13 protein-coding genes are annotated in these 16,855 nt (G+C 63.0%); 12 read left to right on the top strand and 1 reads right to left on the bottom strand.

What is annotated here, in order from left to right; genetic code table 11:
- The first annotated feature begins 9 nt into the window (after positions 1-9).
- From lpxD to lpxB, 5 genes are read left to right on the top strand one after another with little or no spacing between them, the layout of a single operon-like run.
- On the top strand, positions 10-1,074 hold the full coding sequence (gene lpxD / locus NXT3_RS07970; RefSeq protein WP_104839063.1) for a UDP-3-O-(3-hydroxymyristoyl)glucosamine N-acyltransferase: 1,065 nt from the start codon (positions 10-12) through the stop codon (positions 1,072-1,074).
- Positions 1,067-1,531 carry a 3-hydroxyacyl-ACP dehydratase FabZ gene (fabZ, locus tag NXT3_RS07975; RefSeq protein ID WP_012707899.1) on the top strand — a complete coding sequence of 155 codons (465 nt, stop codon included), beginning with the start codon at positions 1,067-1,069 and terminating at the stop codon, positions 1,529-1,531. The genes lpxD and fabZ overlap by 8 nt, the downstream gene beginning before the upstream one ends.
- Positions 1,528-2,346, top strand: coding sequence for an acyl-ACP--UDP-N-acetylglucosamine O-acyltransferase (lpxA, locus tag NXT3_RS07980; protein ID WP_037422992.1), 819 nt, complete (start codon positions 1,528-1,530; stop codon positions 2,344-2,346). Before fabZ ends, lpxA begins: the two co-directional genes overlap by 4 nt.
- 5 nt (positions 2,347-2,351) lie before the next feature.
- On the top strand, positions 2,352-3,233 hold the full coding sequence (locus tag NXT3_RS07985) for an LpxI family protein (protein WP_104839064.1): 882 nt from the start codon (positions 2,352-2,354) through the stop codon (positions 3,231-3,233).
- On the top strand, positions 3,230-4,414 hold the full coding sequence (lpxB, locus tag NXT3_RS07990) for a lipid-A-disaccharide synthase (protein ID WP_104839065.1): 1,185 nt from the start codon (positions 3,230-3,232) through the stop codon (positions 4,412-4,414). The genes NXT3_RS07985 and lpxB overlap by 4 nt, the downstream gene beginning before the upstream one ends.
- A 28-nt stretch (positions 4,415-4,442) precedes the next feature.
- Here the strand turns inward: lpxB and gltA are convergent, their stop codons facing one another.
- Positions 4,443-5,732, bottom strand: coding sequence for a citrate synthase (gltA, locus tag NXT3_RS07995; protein WP_037422981.1), 1,290 nt, complete (start codon positions 5,730-5,732; stop codon positions 4,443-4,445).
- A gap of 316 nt (positions 5,733-6,048) precedes the next feature.
- On the opposite strand from gltA, the gene NXT3_RS08000 reads away from it, so the two are divergent.
- The 7 genes from NXT3_RS08000 (at position 6,049) to NXT3_RS08030 (ending at position 16,772) form a co-directional block, all read left to right on the top strand.
- Complete coding sequence (locus NXT3_RS08000) at positions 6,049-8,499, top strand: ComEC/Rec2 family competence protein (protein ID WP_104839066.1); 2,451 nt, start codon at positions 6,049-6,051, stop codon at positions 8,497-8,499.
- Positions 8,500-8,707: 208 nt separating this feature from the next.
- Complete coding sequence (gene exbB, locus NXT3_RS08005; protein ID WP_104839067.1) at positions 8,708-9,676, top strand: tonB-system energizer ExbB; 969 nt, start codon at positions 8,708-8,710, stop codon at positions 9,674-9,676.
- Positions 9,677-9,682: 6 nt separating this feature from the next.
- On the top strand, positions 9,683-10,108 hold the full coding sequence (gene exbD / locus NXT3_RS08010) for a TonB system transport protein ExbD (protein ID WP_104839068.1): 426 nt from the start codon (positions 9,683-9,685) through the stop codon (positions 10,106-10,108).
- A 215-nt stretch (positions 10,109-10,323) separates the two neighbouring features.
- Positions 10,324-10,983 (top strand): protein-L-isoaspartate O-methyltransferase family protein, encoded by a 660-nt coding sequence (locus NXT3_RS08015; protein WP_037422970.1) that lies wholly within the window; start codon positions 10,324-10,326, stop codon positions 10,981-10,983.
- A 281-nt stretch (positions 10,984-11,264) separates the two neighbouring features.
- Complete coding sequence (gene tolC / locus NXT3_RS08020) at positions 11,265-12,638, top strand: outer membrane channel protein TolC (RefSeq protein ID WP_104839069.1); 1,374 nt, start codon at positions 11,265-11,267, stop codon at positions 12,636-12,638.
- 266 nt (positions 12,639-12,904) lie between these two features.
- Positions 12,905-13,729, top strand: coding sequence for a PopZ family protein (locus NXT3_RS08025; protein WP_104839070.1), 825 nt, complete (start codon positions 12,905-12,907; stop codon positions 13,727-13,729).
- A 202-nt stretch (positions 13,730-13,931) separates the two neighbouring features.
- On the top strand, positions 13,932-16,772 hold the full coding sequence (locus NXT3_RS08030; RefSeq protein WP_104839071.1) for a valine--tRNA ligase: 2,841 nt from the start codon (positions 13,932-13,934) through the stop codon (positions 16,770-16,772).
- The last annotated feature ends 83 nt before the right edge of the window (positions 16,773-16,855 follow it).

A 16,855-nucleotide genomic window follows, 5' to 3' on the forward strand; every position in this document is an offset into this window, starting at 1 on the left:
GGAGTGTCCATGGAACAGAACTGGTTTTTTCCGCCCCATCAAGGGATTCGTCTGGGTGACCTCGCGGATCGGCTTGGGGCGGAACTCTCTGATGCCGGCGCGGCCGATCGCACCATCCATACGGTGGCACCGGTCTATCGCGCCAAGTCCGGCGACATTTGCTACATGCTGTCGCGCAAGAGCCGGGATGAATTCGAGAGCTGCCAGGCTTCCGCGATCATCTGCGACAAGGCCGTCGCCTCGATCGTTCCGGGCCATATTCCCGTTCTCCTGACCCAGAAGCCGCATACGGCCTTCGCGCTCGCCGGCGCGTTGCTGCACGGTGAGGCACTGCGTCCATCGTTCAACACCAGCGGGCGGGGTATTGCGCCCGGAGCCTTCGTCGACCCGACGGCGCGACTCGAGCCTGGAGTCGAGATAGAGCCGACGGCGGTCGTCGGTGCCGGTGCGGAGATCGGCAGCGGCACGCGGATCGCCGCCGGTGCGGTCATCGGCCCCCGTGTTCGGATCGGCAGGGATTGCACGATCTCGGCCGGCGCCAGCATCCTCTGTGCGCTGATCGGCAACAATGTCATCATTCATCCCGGCGCGCGCATCGGTCAGGACGGCTTCGGCTATGCACCTGGTCCGAAGGGCGGGATGATCAAGATCGTTCAGGTCGGCCGCGTGATCATCCAGGACCATGTGGAGATCGGAGCCAATACGACGGTCGATCGGGGCACGATGGACGACACGGTGATCGGCGAGGGCACGAAGATCGATAATCTCGTGCAGATCGGTCACAACGTCCGCATCGGCCGCTACTGCGGCATCGTCAGCCAGGTCGGCATCGCCGGCAGCACACGCATCGGCGACGGCGTAATGATCGGCGGCAATGCCGGCGTCAACGGACACATCACGATTGGAGATGGAGCACAGATCGCCGCGATGAGCGGTGTGGCGAGCGACGTTCCGGCGGGTGAGCGATACGGCGGAATTCCGGCGCGGCCGATGCGCGACTTCCTGCGGGAGATCGCGGAAATCGCCATGCGCTCAAGCGAAAGGCATAAGAAAAAGGGTGGCAAGGATGAATGACGCTGCGACAGTTCTCGGCACGGCAGACCTTCAGGAGATCCTCAGACTTCTTCCCCACCGCTATCCGTTCCTGCTCGTCGACCGCATCATCGAGATCGATGACGACAATTCGGCGATAGGCATCAAGAACGTGACGGCGAACGAGCCGCATTTCACCGGCCATTTCCCGGAAAAGCCGATCATGCCGGGCGTGCTGCTGATCGAGGGCATGGCCCAGACGGCGGGTGCCATCTGCGCACGCAAAACGGGCATCGGCAGCAATCTCGTCTACTTCATGACGATCGACAACGCGCGCTTCCGCAAGCCCGTGGTGCCGGGCGACCGTGTCGAGTTCCATGTCACCAAGCAGAAGCAGCGGGGCAATATCTGGAAGTTTCACTGTGACGCAAAAGTTGACGGGCAACTTGTCGCGGAAGCTGATATCGGCGCGATGATTGTCAGCAAGGAAGACGCCTGAACATGATTGCATCAAGTGCCAAGATCCACCCGGCGTCCGTGGTCGAAGACGGCGCGGTGATCGGCGAGAACGTCAAGGTCGGCCCGTTTTGCCATATCGGGCCGAACGCCGTTCTAGGCGACGATATCGAGCTCCTGAGTCATGTGGTCGTGATCGGGCGCACGACGATCGGCAAGGGCACGAAGATCTTCCCCGGGGCGGTCATCGGCGGTGATTCCCAGAGCGTGCATCACAGCGCCGTGGATACGACTCTCGTAATCGGCGAGAACTGCACGATCCGCGAAGGCGTAACGATGAATACCGGCACCGTCGAACACGGCGGGACGACCATCGTCGGCAACAACAACCTGTTCCTCGCCTATTCGCATGTGGCGCATGACTGCCGGCTCGGGAACAACATCATCCTGTCGAACAACGTGATGCTTGCCGGTCATGTGACCGTCGAGGATCGCGCCATTCTCGGCGGCGGCTCGGCCGTTCATCAGTTCACCCGGGTCGGCAAGCAGGCCTTTATCGGCGGGCTGTCGGCCGTCAGCTACGACGTCATTCCCTATGGCATGCTCAACGGCAACCCGGGCGTGCTGAGCGGCCTCAACGTCGTCGGCATGACGCGCGCCGGCATCGATCGCCCGGTCATCCATGCGGTGCGCCGCTGCTACAAGCAGATCTTCGAGGGACCGGAATCGATCCGCGCCAACGCGGCTGCGATTCGCGGCGAATATCTCGACTGCCCGCCGGCTTTGGAGATTCTCGATTTCATCGTTGCGGAAAGCGACCGCGCACTTTCATCGCCCAATCGCGGCGGTAAGGGTTGAGGGCCATGGCCGCGTCGCACCTGCCGCGCAGCAGCGGCAGGCTTGCCATCATTGCCGGCGCCGGTGCGCTTCCCCACCATGTTGCAGAGGCGGCCCGCAGGCAGGGCGAAGATCCGTTCGTCATAGCGCTTTCGCGAGAGGCGGATGGCGACTGGAGCGGCTTCGACCACGCGACGCTGGCCATCGGCGACTTCGCCGCGATCAGCAAAGCCTTTGCGGCGGAGGGGATCGATCGGGTCGTGCTATCCGGATCGGTCCAAAGGCGGCCAGATTGGCGCGACATCCGGCCGACGCTGAAAACGCTCGCAAAAGTACCGAGTGTCCTGAGGACGCTGGTATCCGGCGGCGATGATGCCGTGCTGCGCATGGCGATGGATCTTATCGAGGCAAGCGGCGCCCGAGTGATCGGCGCGCACGAGGTGGTTCCCGATCTGCTTGCCAAAGCCGGCTCCATCGGAGAACACGCGCCGGCGGACGAGGATCGGCGCGACATCGAGGCGGGGATTGCCGCCGCCAACGCGCTCGGAGCGCTTGACGTCGGGCAGGGCGCCGTCGCCGTCGGGGGCAGGGTGGTGGCCCTGGAGGGCGCCGAAGGAACGGACGCAATGCTGGCGCGGGTCGCCGAACTCAAGGCCGATGGCCGCCTATCGAGCCGCCGTCGCGGCGTTCTCGTCAAGCTCTGCAAACCGCAGCAGGACGAACGGGCCGATCTCCCGTCGATCGGGCCCTCGACCGTGGCAGGCGCCGCCGCCGCGGGGCTCGCCGGCATAGCGGTCGAGGCCGGGCGTGCACTGGTCCTCGAACGGTCGACCGTTATCGAGACGGCGAACCGCCGCGGCCTCTTCGTTCTTGGAATCGAGCGCGACGCCCGGGAGCGGGCGCGATGAACGGCCGGAAATATCGGCTGGCGGTGATAGCCGGGGAGGTTTCCGGAGATCTGCTCGGCGCCGATCTGGTGCGGACGCTCAAGGGGCGGATGGGCGCGCCGATCGAACTCGTCGGCGTCGGCGGCGATGCGCTGGAGGCCGAGGGACTTGTCTCGCTGTTCGACTACAGCGAACTGTCGATCATGGGCTTCTCGCAGGTCCTGGCGCGTCTGCCGAAGCTTCTTTTGCGCATCAGACAAACGGCCCGCGCCATCGTGGCGGCGCGCCCGGATGCGCTCGTCATCATCGACAGCCCCGATTTTACCCATCGCGTCGCGCGGCAGGTGCGCGACGCAATGCCGGACATGCCGATCATCGACTATGTCTGTCCGAGCGTCTGGGCCTGGAAGCCCGAGCGGGCGCCCCGGATGCTCGGCTATGTCGACCATGTGCTTGCCGTGCTTCCCTTCGAGCCGGCGGTGATGGCGACGCTCGGCGGCCCGCCGACCAGCTATGTCGGCCACCGGCTGGCGTCGGACGCCAACCTGCTCGCGGTTCGGGAACACCGGCGTCAGAGGCTGCAAACGGGGCGGGGGCAAGGGGGCAAGACCTGCCTGCTGCTTCCGGGATCGCGCGCGAGCGAAATCAGCCGCCTGCTGCCGGCTTTCGCGGAGGCCGTTGCGGAGATTGCTGCACGCAACCCGGGCACGCGTTTCCTGCTGCCGACCGTCCCGCGCCAGGAACATCGCGTGCGGGAATTGACCGCATCCTGGAAAATCCAGCCGGAAATAACCGTTGATCCGGAAATGAAGTGGCGGGCATTCGGCGAGGCGGACGCGGCAATCGCGGCGTCAGGCACGGTCATCCTCGAATTGGCGCTCGCGGGTGTCCCGGTCGTTTCGACCTATCGTGCGGACTGGCTCGTCACGCTCCTCCATGAAAAGATCCGGATATGGACGGCGGCACTGCCGAACCTCATCGCAGACTTTCCGATTGTTCCCGAATATTTCAACAAGGCCATTCGGCCAGGGACACTGACGCGCTGGTTCGAGAGGCTATCGAGCGACACGCCGCAGCGCGCTGCGATGCTCGATGGCTTCGCTCTCGTGCAGCAGCGCATGGCGACCGACAGCCCTCCGGGCGAGAAAGCGGCGGAAATCGTCATGAACTTTCTCCAAAAGAAAAAGCCCGGCCAGTCCTGACCGGGCTTTTCGCTTCGAGGTGGGCGCTTCAACGCTTGGAGATCGGCACGTAGTCGCGCAGCGGCGCGCCGATATAGAGCTGACGCGGACGCCCGATGCGCTGTTCCGGATCCTCGATCATCTCGTTCCACTGGGCGATCCACCCAACGGTGCGGGCAAGCGCGAAGAGCACCGTGAACATCGTGGTGGGGAAACCCAGCGCCTTCAGCGTGATGCCGGAATAGAAGTCGATGTTCGGATAGAGCTTCTTTTCAATGAAGTACTCGTCCGTCAGCGCGATGCGCTCGAGTTCCATCGCGACTTCCAGGAGCGGATCGTCCTTGTGGCCGAGCTCAGCGAGCACCTCATGGGTCGTCTTCTGCATGATCTTGGCGCGCGGATCATAGTTCTTGTAGACGCGGTGGCCGAAGCCCATCAGGCGGAACGGATCGTTCTTGTCCTTCGCCTTGGCGATATATTCCGGGATACGGTCGACCGAGCCGATCTCGGCGAGCATGTTGAGGGCCGCTTCGTTGGCGCCGCCGTGCGCGGGACCCCAGAGGCAGGCAATGCCGGCGGCGATGCAGGCGAACGGGTTTGCGCCCGACGAGCCGGCGAGACGCACGGTCGAGGTCGAGGCGTTCTGCTCGTGGTCAGCGTGCAGGATGAAGATGCGATCCATCGCCCGCGACAGGACAGGGTTCACCACATATTCCTCGCAGGGCACGGCAAAGCACATGCGCAGGAAGTTCGAGGCGTAGTCGAGGTCGTTCTTCGGGTAAACGAAGGGCTGGCCGATGTGGTACTTGTAGGCCATTGCCGCAATTGTCGGCATCTTGGCGATCATGCGCAGCGACGCGACCATGCGCTGATGCGGGTCGGTGATGTCGGTAGAGTCGTGATAGAAGGCCGACAAAGCGCCGACGCAGCCGCACATGACGGCCATCGGGTGAGCGTCGCGGCGGAAGCCGGTGAAGAACCGCGACATCTGTTCGTGAATCATCGTGTGATGCGTCACGCGATAGTCGAAGTCGTCCTTCTGCGCCTTCGTCGGCAGTTCGCCGTACAGAAGAAGATAGCAGACTTCCAGGAAGTCGCCGTGATCGGCCAACTGTTCGATCGGGTAGCCGCGATGCAGCAGCACGCCCTCGTCGCCGTCGATATAGGTGATCTTGGATTCACACGATGCCGTTGACGTGAAGCCAGGGTCGTAGGTAAACATCTTGGTCTGCTTGTAAAGCGAGCCGATATCCACCACGTCCGGGCCGATCGATCCCGATCTCACTGGCAGGTCCGCTGCTTTTCCATCGATTGAGATTGTCGCGCTTGTTCCTGACATGGGACCCTCCGTCTTTTGGCGCTGTGGCACGTCGTCCTGGCCACCAAATTAAGCGTTGCGAATTTGCTATATGATTTACTTTCGACTGCCAAGCTGTACGAAAGGCAAATTGTGCGATGCGAAAATGTGCATATGGCGGCGCAACAATCGCATGGTATGGCAATATATCCGCAAAGATCAATGATCGCTAATCTCACGGTTCAGGCAGGTCAGTTCAGATCTGCCTATTTTTTCGGCAGATAGTCTTGCGATTGCAATAAGGTTCCTTTGGTTGCAGGATCGGTGCGGGCGGCCAGAGGGGGCAGAGCAGGGCGAAATGCGGGAGGGGGAGGGACCGGCAGTGATGCGCGACGCGGAGCGCGGCGCATGGAGCCTGTCAGCCGCCGACTTGGTCGTCGATACTCGCGAAAACCCGCAGATCAAGGCGCACACAGCTCCCCTCGCAAGGCTCGATCGCCGCTCTTCTGTCAGCCCCTTTCGTTTTCCAGCAGCCGCCGTTGCTGGTTCTCTGCGCGCGATGCTGCGCGAGGAAGACGATTTCGGCCATGGCTTTGCGTTGGTTCCGGTGCTTCTGGCGCTCGGGGCGCTTATCTGGTTTTCGCTGCCGGAGAACGTCGGACTTGCCAAACTCGCACCGCTGCTTTGCGTTTTCGGCATATCTACATTGCTATGCCGGGGGAAACTGCGTGCGTGGCGGCCGCTCCTGCTCGCGCCAGCAATCCTTGTCGCTGGCATGCTGCTTGCGGTGATCGAAACGCGCCGTGTCGACACGATCGTCCTTGATGGCCCGGTGACGACGAACCTGCGCGGCACCGTGCTCTCGCGCGAGCCGGACGACAAGGGGCGGTGGCGCTACCTGGTCGAGATCGTCGGCACCTCCGAGCCGAAGCTCCGCAAGCCGCCCGGGCAGGCGACGCTGGTGGCCCGCAGTCGCCACGAGCCCTTCGCCATCGGCGCGGCCATCGAAGGCAAGGTTCGTCTCTCGCCGCCGTCCGGACCGGCGCTGCCGGGCCTCAACGATTTCGCCTTCGGTGCCTATTTCAAGGGCGTGGGCGCCGTCGGCTTTTTCTACGGTGCGCCGCGCAGGCCGGCGGACGGCAACGGCGATCTGTCGCTCTCGTTGCAGATGGACGCCCGCCTTGCGGCTTTGCGCGAAGGGGTGGGCAATCGGATTCGGGCGGCAATCGGCGGCGACACCGGCGCCATCGCTGCCGCATTGGTGACCGGCGAGGAGCGTGCCATCAGCCGGGAAACGGTGGAGACGCTGCGGGCCGCCGGCCTTTCCCACGTCCTGGCGATTTCCGGGCTCAATATGGTGCTGGCGGCGGGCACCTTTCTCATCGGTGCACGAACCCTGCTGAGCCTGGTTCCCGGCCTGGCGGCGAAGCGCCCGATCAAGAAATACGCGGCCACAGGCGCGCTCACCATGGTCTTCCTTTATATTCTGATTTCCGGCGGTGCAGTGTCGGCGCTCAGATCCTGGATCATGATCTCGATCATGCTTGTCGCCGTTCTTTTCGACCGAGTCTCGATCAGCCTGCGCAATGTCGCGCTTGCCGCTCTGATCATCATTGCGTGGTCGCCCTCGGCCGTTGCCGGTCCCGGTTTTCAGATGTCCTTTGCCGCGACGCTGGCGCTCGTGGCCGGCTACGCTCGCTGGCGCGACCATCGGCTGCGGAATGCAGAGGAAAGGATCTCTCGGCGGAGCCTCGGCCAGGTTTCCGGTCCCGTCGTGGCCACGGTCGCGACGTCGCTCATCGGCGGGTTAGCCACTGCCGTCTATGCAGCAGCGCATTTCCAGCGGTTGCCCGCCTACGGACTGCTCGCCAATGTCCTGACGACACCGCTGATCGGCATTCTCATCATGCCCTTCGGACTCTTCGCTATGCTTCTCATGCCCTTCGGGCTCGAATATTACCCCTTGGTGGTCATGGGGCAGGGGCTGGATTGGATGCTTGCGGTCGCGCGCTATGTGGCGACACTCGACGGTGAGTGGGTCACTGGCCGCATCGGCCTCACAGGGTTCTTCCTGCTCGCATTCGGCGGCGTATTGCTCTGCGTGCTCAGAACCCGGCTCGCTTTCGCCGGCGCGGCGCTGATCGTCATGGGCGGGTTGTCCGTGGCACTGGAACGCCAGGCAGAACTGCCCTCAATTGCGATCTCCGAAGACGGACAACTCGTCGGCCTGATCACCGGCGAGGCGATCGCCACCAACAAGGCGCGGCCACCCGAGTTCATCTTCTCGCAATGGCAACGGGCACTTGCCCTCGAAAGCCATATTGCCCCGGTCAACGCGTCCGCCGCAGGCCGCCTCTCCAAGGAGGGCGTCGACCGCCGAGCGCGGACCGTGCCAGGCCCTCAGCCTGCCGGCAGAATGGCGAGTGGGGACGCGGTGTCTTATCTGGTTGCGGCCAAGCGGGGCGCATTTACTTGTCGCAAGGGCGAGTGGTGCGTCGGTGTAAGCAGGGAAGGCTGGACAATTGCCGTGGTTGAAGCGCCGGACGCCTTTGCAGACCTGTGCGGCCGCGTCGACCTAGTGGTGGCCGCAACGAGGCGGGCGTTGCCGGCCTGTTCGTCGGGCAAGACGCTGCTCGTGACAGGCAGAACCTTGCGGCAGACCGGCGCGATCGAGGTTTATGCCGACGCGGCGCAGCCTCAGCGCATGCGCGTCGTGAGGTCGTTTCCATCGACGCAGAGACCGTGGGAGCAGCACCGCCGCTATGATTGGCGCAGCGACAGTTTTTCCTCCGAAGCGCCTGCATTCTAGATCCTGAGCCCAAGAGACGAGGGTCTGCAGCACCGTTTGGCGTTGCCTCTCGATTATTCATGATTATTTTACTCCAGTATTCTTGTCATACGGACCGGCATTGCGTAAAAGACCGTGCCGGCGAGGAATCCTGGCGCCTTCGGCCAGCGACCTCGATTGCCCGAAGCGCCGACGTCGATCGGAAGCGCACGAAATAGTGAGGAACGAGATGTCGAATCGGAGCCGGCCGACCCAGACCATGTTGCTGGCGGCGACACTTGCCATTTTCCTGTCCGGCCCATGCATGGGCGTAGCCCAGACAGCACCATCGGCGCCGGTCGGGGAGCAGACCGTTGCCCCGCTGCCGGAAGAGGCTGGAAGCAGCCCGGTCCCCGTAACCACGCCAGCGCCGGCCGAAGGTGACGCGGTCGCCGCCGGAGGCGCGCCAAATCTTCCGCACGACCTGTCGCCGGTCGGTATGTTCCTCGCCGCTGACGTGGTCGTCAAAAGCGTGATGATCGCGCTTGCCCTGGCCTCGGTGGCGACTTGGGCGATTTTCTTCGTGAAGACCCTGGAACTGGCCTTTGCGAAGGCGCGGATGAACCGCGCGGTTCGGGCGTTGACGGCCGCAAACGGTCTGGCAGAGCTGAAGCTTGACCGCAAGGCAGGTGCGGCGGGCGAAATGATCGCCGCCGCCGTCGATGAGATGTCCCGTTCCGAAGCGGTCCTGGATCAAGCGCCGGCGGCAGGCGTCAAGGAGCGCGTCGCCTCGCTGCTCTCCCGCATCGAAATCCGCGCCGGCAAGAGGATGAGCGCAGGCACCGGCGTTCTGGCTTCGATCGGCTCTGTCGGTCCTTTCGTGGGTCTGTTCGGCACGGTCTGGGGGATCATGAATTCCTTCATCGGCATCAGCAAGGCGCAGACGACCAATCTGGCAATTGTCGCGCCAGGCATCGCCGAAGCTCTGCTGGCGACCGCCATCGGGCTTGTCGCTGCCATTCCGGCAGTGGTGATCTACAACTACTTCGCCCGCTCGGTCGGCGGATACAAGCTCATCCTGGCGGATGCCGCCGCCGCGGTGGAACGGCTGGTGAGCCGCGATCTCGATCACCGCCACATCCGCAAGCCGCAGCCGCAGCCGCGCCGGCAGGACGGCTACGGCCATGGTGCCGATGCGTCGATTGCCAGGATCGGGTGAGCGGACATGGCGGGACGGATATCCGAAGGCAGCGGCGACCTCGACGAGAACAGCGAGATCAACGTCACACCGTTCATCGACGTGATGCTGGTTCTCCTGATCATTTTCATGGTGGCTGCGCCGCTGGCGACGGTCGACATGAAGGTAGACTTGCCGCAATCGGTCGCCACGCCGACGCCGCGTGACGACAAGCCGGTGTTCGTGACCTTGAAGGCGGATCTCTCGCTGGCGATCGGCAATGAGGAGACGGCACGTGACGCCTTCGTCGCGGAGCTCGATCGAATCGCCAATGGAAACAGGGAAACCCGCGTTCTGCTTCGCGCCGACCGGCTCGTCGACTATGGCGAGCTCATGAGCGTCATGAACCTTATACAGGGAGCAGGCTACGGGAAGATCGCCCTTGTCGGGCTCGAGGCCGCTCCCGGCCGTTGACGATCCCCGTCGCACTGAACACGCCAACCAATCGCATTCGAGCCGCCGGCCGTCGCGCCGGCGGCTTTCCTTTTTGCGGGCCGAATGCCGCGGTCGCTTGAAACCGGCGGTGCGGCGAATTATGAGCTTAGGCAAGAGGCTCTCACGCAGCCTGGCTAGATCGCGCGGGGTTCCGGGATGGCGGCGCCGCGCCCATTCGCACACGAGGCAGTATCATGAACTTCGAAGCAGCGCGCATTAAGATGGTGGACAATCAGATCCGGACGACGGATGTGACCTCCCATTCGGTTCTGACTGCCTTCCTCTCCGTGCCGCGCGAGGAATTCGTGCCGGCGAAGATGAAGGAACTCGCCTATATCGACACGGATATCGAGCTCGTCGGCGGCGCCACCCCGCGCTACCTCATGGAGCCGTCTCCGCTGGCAAAGCTGCTGCAGCTCGCCCAGATCACCAAAGCCGACAAGGTGCTCGAGATCGGTTCCGGGACGGGCTATGCTTCCTCGCTGCTGTCGCTGATCGCCGGCTCGGTCGTGGCGCTGGAGAGCGACGAGGCGTTGGCGGCCGCAGCGACTGAGACGCTGGCGCGGCTCGGCTATGGCAGTGTCAAGGTCGTGGGCGGCGATCTTAACAAGGGGTATGCTGCCGAAGCGCCCTATGACGTGATCTTCATCAATGGTGCGGTCGAAACGATTCCCGCTTCCCTTTTTGAGCAGCTTCGCGACGGCGGCCGACTGGTCGCCGTGGAAGGGTTTGGTAACGCATCGCGTGCGAAACTCTATGTGCGAGAATCGGGCAGGACTTCCGAGCGATCCGATTTCAATACGTCCGTAAAGCCGCTGCCCGGGTTCAATCGCGAGCGGTCTTTTATTTTCTGAGGTGCCACTTATTGAGGCATCTCAGCACGCGTCTTTTTGGCTGAAATCTGCAATGTTGCCAATCGGCAACGTATCATGTGTTTCTTTTTGAAATGCCCCCCTCGCATGCAGTGTACGGTTGTCGTAAGGTCGAATCCGGGGTTCAAAGTGGAACGACGTGGTGATTTGCCCGCCGAGGGGCGGCAGGGCGGATTGCCGCATGGGGATTGAACAGGCCGCCCGTGGGGATTTGGTCTGCTGGAAATTGCCGGGTGCGTGCCGCCCGGCTGAACGGAGGGAAGATGGTGTCGATTGTCCGCAAAGCAGCCTTGTGGGCGGCTGTCTCGACCAGTGTATTGCTTGCGCCGCACGCCGTGCTCGCTGAGACGATCTTCGGGGCAATGGCCAAGGCCTATGCGAACAATCCGGATCTCAATGCCGCTCGCGCCGGCCTCAGGGCCACGGATGAGGGCGTTCCGATCGCCAAGTCCGGTTATCGCCCGCAGGTTTCTGCCTCTGCAACCGGGACGCTGACGCGCGTCGATCAGGAGCGAACCGGGACCCGTGATTTCCATGACGGGCAGGTCGGCATCTCGATCACTCAGACGATCTTCGACGGATTTCAGACCTTGAACAACGTCAGGGCGGCGCAGTCGGACGTCTTCTCCGGGCGGGAGACGCTGAAGGCCAACGAGATCCAGATTCTCCTGTCGGCTGCCCAGTCCTACGCGAATATCGCCCGCGACCAGCAGATCGTCTCCATCCGCCGTCAGAACCTCGCCTTCCTCCGCGAACAGTTGAATGCCGCCCAGGCCCGCCTTGACGTGGGCGAGGGCACGCGGACCGACGTCAGCCAGGCGGAGGCCGAACTTGCCAACGCGCAGTCGCTGCTCGTCGCCGCGATTGCCCAATTGAAGCAGAGCGAAGCGGTCTATGTGCAGATCGTCGGCGCCGCCCCGACGGGTATCCGCCAGCCCGGTCCTGCAACGAAGGGCATGCCGCGGTCTCTGGATCAGGCGGTTGCCACCGGCCTGCGGGAGAACCCGCAGATCCTTGCAGCGCAGTATAATGTCGATTCGGCTGGTTTCCAGGTGAAATCGGCCGAGGGCACGATGCTGCCAGGCGTCGTCCTCCAGGGATCGGTCACGCGCAACACCGGCAATTCCGGCACGAGCGGACTCGACGACACCACCGCGAGTGTCACCGCCCGCCTTGAGGTGCCGATCTACCAGGGTGGCGCTGAATACGGCCAGATTCGCCAGGCGAAGGAAATTCTCGGCCAGCAGCGCATCCTCGTCGATTCCGCGCGCGCCTCGGTGCAGCAGACGGTTGTCTCCGCCCATGCGCAGCTCGAATCCGCGCTTGCCCGGATCACCGCCAGCAGGTCGCAGATCTCGGCCGCGAATCTCGCTTTGGAAGGTGTCATCGAAGAACGCAAGGTCGGCCAGCGCACCACGCTCGACGTGCTCGATGCGCAGCAGGACGTTCTGGATGCGCAGGAATCGCTTGCCGCCGCCCAGCGCGATGCCGTCGTGGCAAGCTACGCCCTGCTTGCTGCCATGGGCAAGTTGACCGTCGCCGTTCAAGGCCTGCAAGTCGCCGAATATCGCCCCGAACAGCACTATGAAGCCGTCAAGGACAAGTGGTTCGGCCTGCGTACCGTAGACGGACGCTAAAGTCTCCGCCGCATCGTTCTCCTTGAGCCGCCCTCGGTTCAAGGAGAGGGCTGATGTTGCAAAGTAGTATGGCGCGCCGTGGGCTACCATCGGCGCGTTATTTGCTTTCGTAGCCTTGGCACCTCCTTCAAAAAACAAATCTGTGCAAGAATTTCCTCAGCTGATTCGCGACATTTGTTTCGTTCGCGAACTCACATAAGGTTCGTTCGAAATCGGCACGCGGACCGCTTCTGAGACGCGCCTGTCCGCAGCAAACGAGGATTGAAATGGCACAGCTCAATGTCGCACGAGAACCTTCGATGGATGAGATCCTGGCATCCATTCGCAAGATCATCGAGAACAACGAGCCTGGTCTGGCCGGCGCCTCTGTACCGCAAACCTTCGAGGACGGCCCGGACGACGAGATCGAGCTGACGATCGACTCCGAAATCGATGCTGCGGCATTCGCTTCGTCCGAACACCACCTCCCGTCGCGCATCTCCCTGTCGGACGCCGAGCCGGCCAATGGCGGCGCGGGGACGGCAACGGCATCCGCTTCGTCGCCCCTTTCGCTCGCCGACGTCGCCGCGCGCGTGCGTGCGGCCTCCGAACGGCATGCGTCGCATTACGCTGCCAAGGAGGCCCCGATCCCCGAGCAGCCCAGTCTGGCAGAAAGAAGTCCGCCGGAAAAATCGGCAGTGGACAGCCCGCTGATCACATCACGGATGGCGGGTGTGTCGTTTTCGAAAGCGCCCTCGGCCGCTACCGAGCAGCTGCCCGAAAGCGCGTCGCCGCACAGCCTTGCCGAAGAGCCCGTGGCGATGGCGGCCGTCCCGCCGGCGCCGGCCCACTCCTCCGCTCCGGAGGTGGCCCAGAGAGGCGACAAGGAGGCCGGGGCGATCGTATCGCCCTCCGTCGGCCGACAGGTGGCGCGTGCTTTTGAAGATCTGGCCCACGCGGTGGACCACGGACCGCGGCGGTCTTTCGACGAGATCGCCGAGGCGATGCTCCGGCCAATGCTGCAGGAATGGCTCGACGACAATTTGCCGACGCTGGTCGAGCGATTGGTGCGCGAGGAGATCGAACGGGTCGCGCGCGGTCCCCGGCGCTAAAACCGTTGCGGAGCGCCTAGGAGGCGACGGAACCGCTTCTGCGCCTTCCGGTGCATCGAGCCGTTTCAGAAAAGCTGCTGGGACATCCTTGAGTTGACAGGTCAAAGCCGTGATCGTCGCGGCTTTTTCCCCGTTTGTGTTGACTTGGACGGGCCGTTCCGGTTTACAAACCCTGACATCACTCTCGAAAATCGGTCAAAGAATGCTCGACAAGACCTACGATTCTGCATCCGTCGATCCGCGTATCGCCAAGACGTGGGACGATGAAAACGCGTTTCGTGCCGGCGCCGGCGCAAAGCCGGACTCCGAAACCTTCTGCATCGTGATTCCGCCGCCGAACGTCACCGGCTCCCTGCACATGGGCCATGCGCTCAACAACACGCTCCAGGACATCATGGTCCGCTTCGAGCGCATGCGCGGCAAGGATGTCCTCTGGCAGCCGGGCATGGACCATGCCGGCATTGCCACGCAGATGGTCGTCGAGCGGAAGCTGATGGAGAGCCAACAGCATCGTCGGCAGATGGGACGTGAGGCCTTCATCGACAAGGTCTGGGAATGGAAAGCCGAATCTGGCGGATTGATTTTCAATCAGCTGAAGCGGCTCGGCGCCTCCTGCGACTGGTCGCGCGAGCGTTTCACCATGGACGACGGACTCTCCGAAGCTGTCCTCGAAGTCTTCGTGACGCTCTATAAGGAGGGCCTCATATACCGAGATAAGCGGTTGGTGAATTGGGACCCGAAGTTGTTGACGGCGATTTCGGATCTCGAAGTCGAGCAGCATGAGGTCAACGGCCATCTCTGGTATCTGCGTTACCCGCTGGAACCTGGCGTGACCTATGAGTACCCGGTCGCGTTTGACGATGACGGAAGGGCCACCGAGTGGGAAACGAGGGACTACCTGGTCGTGGCGACCACGCGGCCGGAGACGATGCTCGGCGATAGCGGTGTCGCGGTCAATCCCGACGACGCCCGCTACAAATCGCTGATCGGCAAGCACGTGATCCTGCCCATCGTCGGACGCCGCATCCCGATCGTCGCCGACAGCTATGCCGATCCGACGGCCGGCACGGGTGCCGTTAAGATCACGCCTGCGCATGATTTCAACGATTTCGATGTCGGCAGGCGCGCGGGACTTCGAGCGATCAACATCATGACCGTAGAAGGTCGGATCACCATCAAGAACAACGAGGACTTTCTCGAGGGCCTCGATGAACCGGCGGCCCTGCATGGCGCCTGGGATCAACTCGAGGGTAAGGACCGGTTCGAGGCTCGAGGCATCATAGTTCGGATCTTCGAGGAGGCTGGGCTGCTCGACAAGATCGAGCCGCACAAGCACATGGTTCCCCACGGCGACCGCGGCGGCGTGCCGATCGAGCCGCGCCTTACCGAACAATGGTATGTCGACGCAAAGACGCTGGCCAAGCCGGCTATTGCCTCGGTCAGGGAAGGCCGCACGAGCTTCGTCCCGAAGAACTGGGAGAAGACCTATTTCGAGTGGATGGAGAACATCCAGCCCTGGTGCATCTCGCGTCAGCTCTGGTGGGGCCACCAGATCCCCGCCTGGTACGGTCCGGACGGCCAGGTTTTCGTCGAGAAGACCGAGGAAGAGGCGCTGCACGCGGCAATTCAGCATTACATCGCGCATGAAGGACCTATGAAGGCCTATGTCGAGGACCTGCTTGAAAACTTCAAACCGGGCGAAATCCTGACGCGCGACGAGGATGTGCTCGACACCTGGTTCTCGTCCGCCCTCTGGCCCTTCTCGACGCTCGGCTGGCCGAGTGAGACGCCGGAGCTCGAAAAATACTATCAGACCGACGTCCTGGTCACCGGCTTCGACATCATCTTCTTCTGGGTCGCTCGGATGATGATGATGGGCCTGCATTTCATGAAGGACGCCGACGGCACGCCGGTCGAGCCGTTCCACACCGTCTATGTCCACGCGCTGGTTCGCGACAAGAACGGGCAGAAGATGTCGAAGTCGAAGGGCAACGTCATCGACCCGCTCGAACTGATCGACGAGTACGGCGCCGATGCGCTGCGCTTCACGCTGGCGATCATGGCGGCCCAGGGGCGCGACGTGAAGCTCGATCCGGCCCGCATCGCCGGCTATCGCAACTTCGGCACCAAGCTCTGGAACGCCACGCGGTTTGCCGAGATGAACGGCGCCACGAGCAGCGAGGGCTTCATCCCGGAAGCCGCCTCGCTGACGGTTAACCGCTGGATTCTGACCGAACTTTCGCGCACAATTCGCGATGTCACCGAGGCGATCGAGGGATATCGCTTCAATGACGCGGCGGGAAGTCTCTACCGCTTCATATGGAACCAGTTCTGCGACTGGTATCTCGAACTTTTGAAGCCGGTCTTCGGCGGCGAGGACGAGACAGCCAAGCGCGAATCGCAGGCCTGCGTCGCCTACGTTCTGGACGAGACCTACAAGCTCTTGCATCCGTTCATGCCCTTTATGACGGAGGAGCTCTGGGAAAAGACCGGCGGTCCGGGGCGCGATCGCGCGACGCTGCTCTGCCACGCCGAATGGCCGGCGGCCTTCTACGCGGACGATCTCGCCGCGGACGAAATCAATTGGCTGATCGATCTCGTCTCTGGCATTCGTTCGGTCCGGGCGGAAATGAACGTCCCGCCGGCCGCAATGGCGCCGCTGGTCGTCGTCGGCGCCAAGGGTTTGACGAGCGAGCGGCTCGACCGGCACGGCCCGGCGATCAAGCGGTTGGCGCGGGTGGAGAGCATCGAGCACGCGGCGGTGGCGCCGCGTGGCAGCGCACAGATCGTGATCGGCGAGGCGACGGCCTGCCTGCCGCTCGGCAGCCTCGTCGATCTGGCGGCAGAAAAATTGCGCCTCGAGAAGGCAATTGCCAAGGTCGAGTCCGAGCGCGAGAGGATCCTCGGCAAGTTGGCCAACGAAAAATTCGTCGCCAATGCGAAGCCGGAATTGGTCGAAGCGGAGCGGGAACGCTTGGCCGAACTCAACCTGCAGAAGGACTCGCTCGGCGTTGCACTAAGCCGCGTGTCGGAAGCGGGTTAATCCAGTGCCAGCTTGGATATGAGAGTCCGCGGCAGAAATGCAGCGGACTTTTTCGTATCGAGGCAACTTCGAATCAATTTCCC

The sequence above is a fragment of the Sinorhizobium fredii genome (assembly GCF_002944405.1).
Classification (GTDB): Bacteria; Pseudomonadota; Alphaproteobacteria; order Rhizobiales; family Rhizobiaceae; genus Sinorhizobium; species Sinorhizobium fredii_C.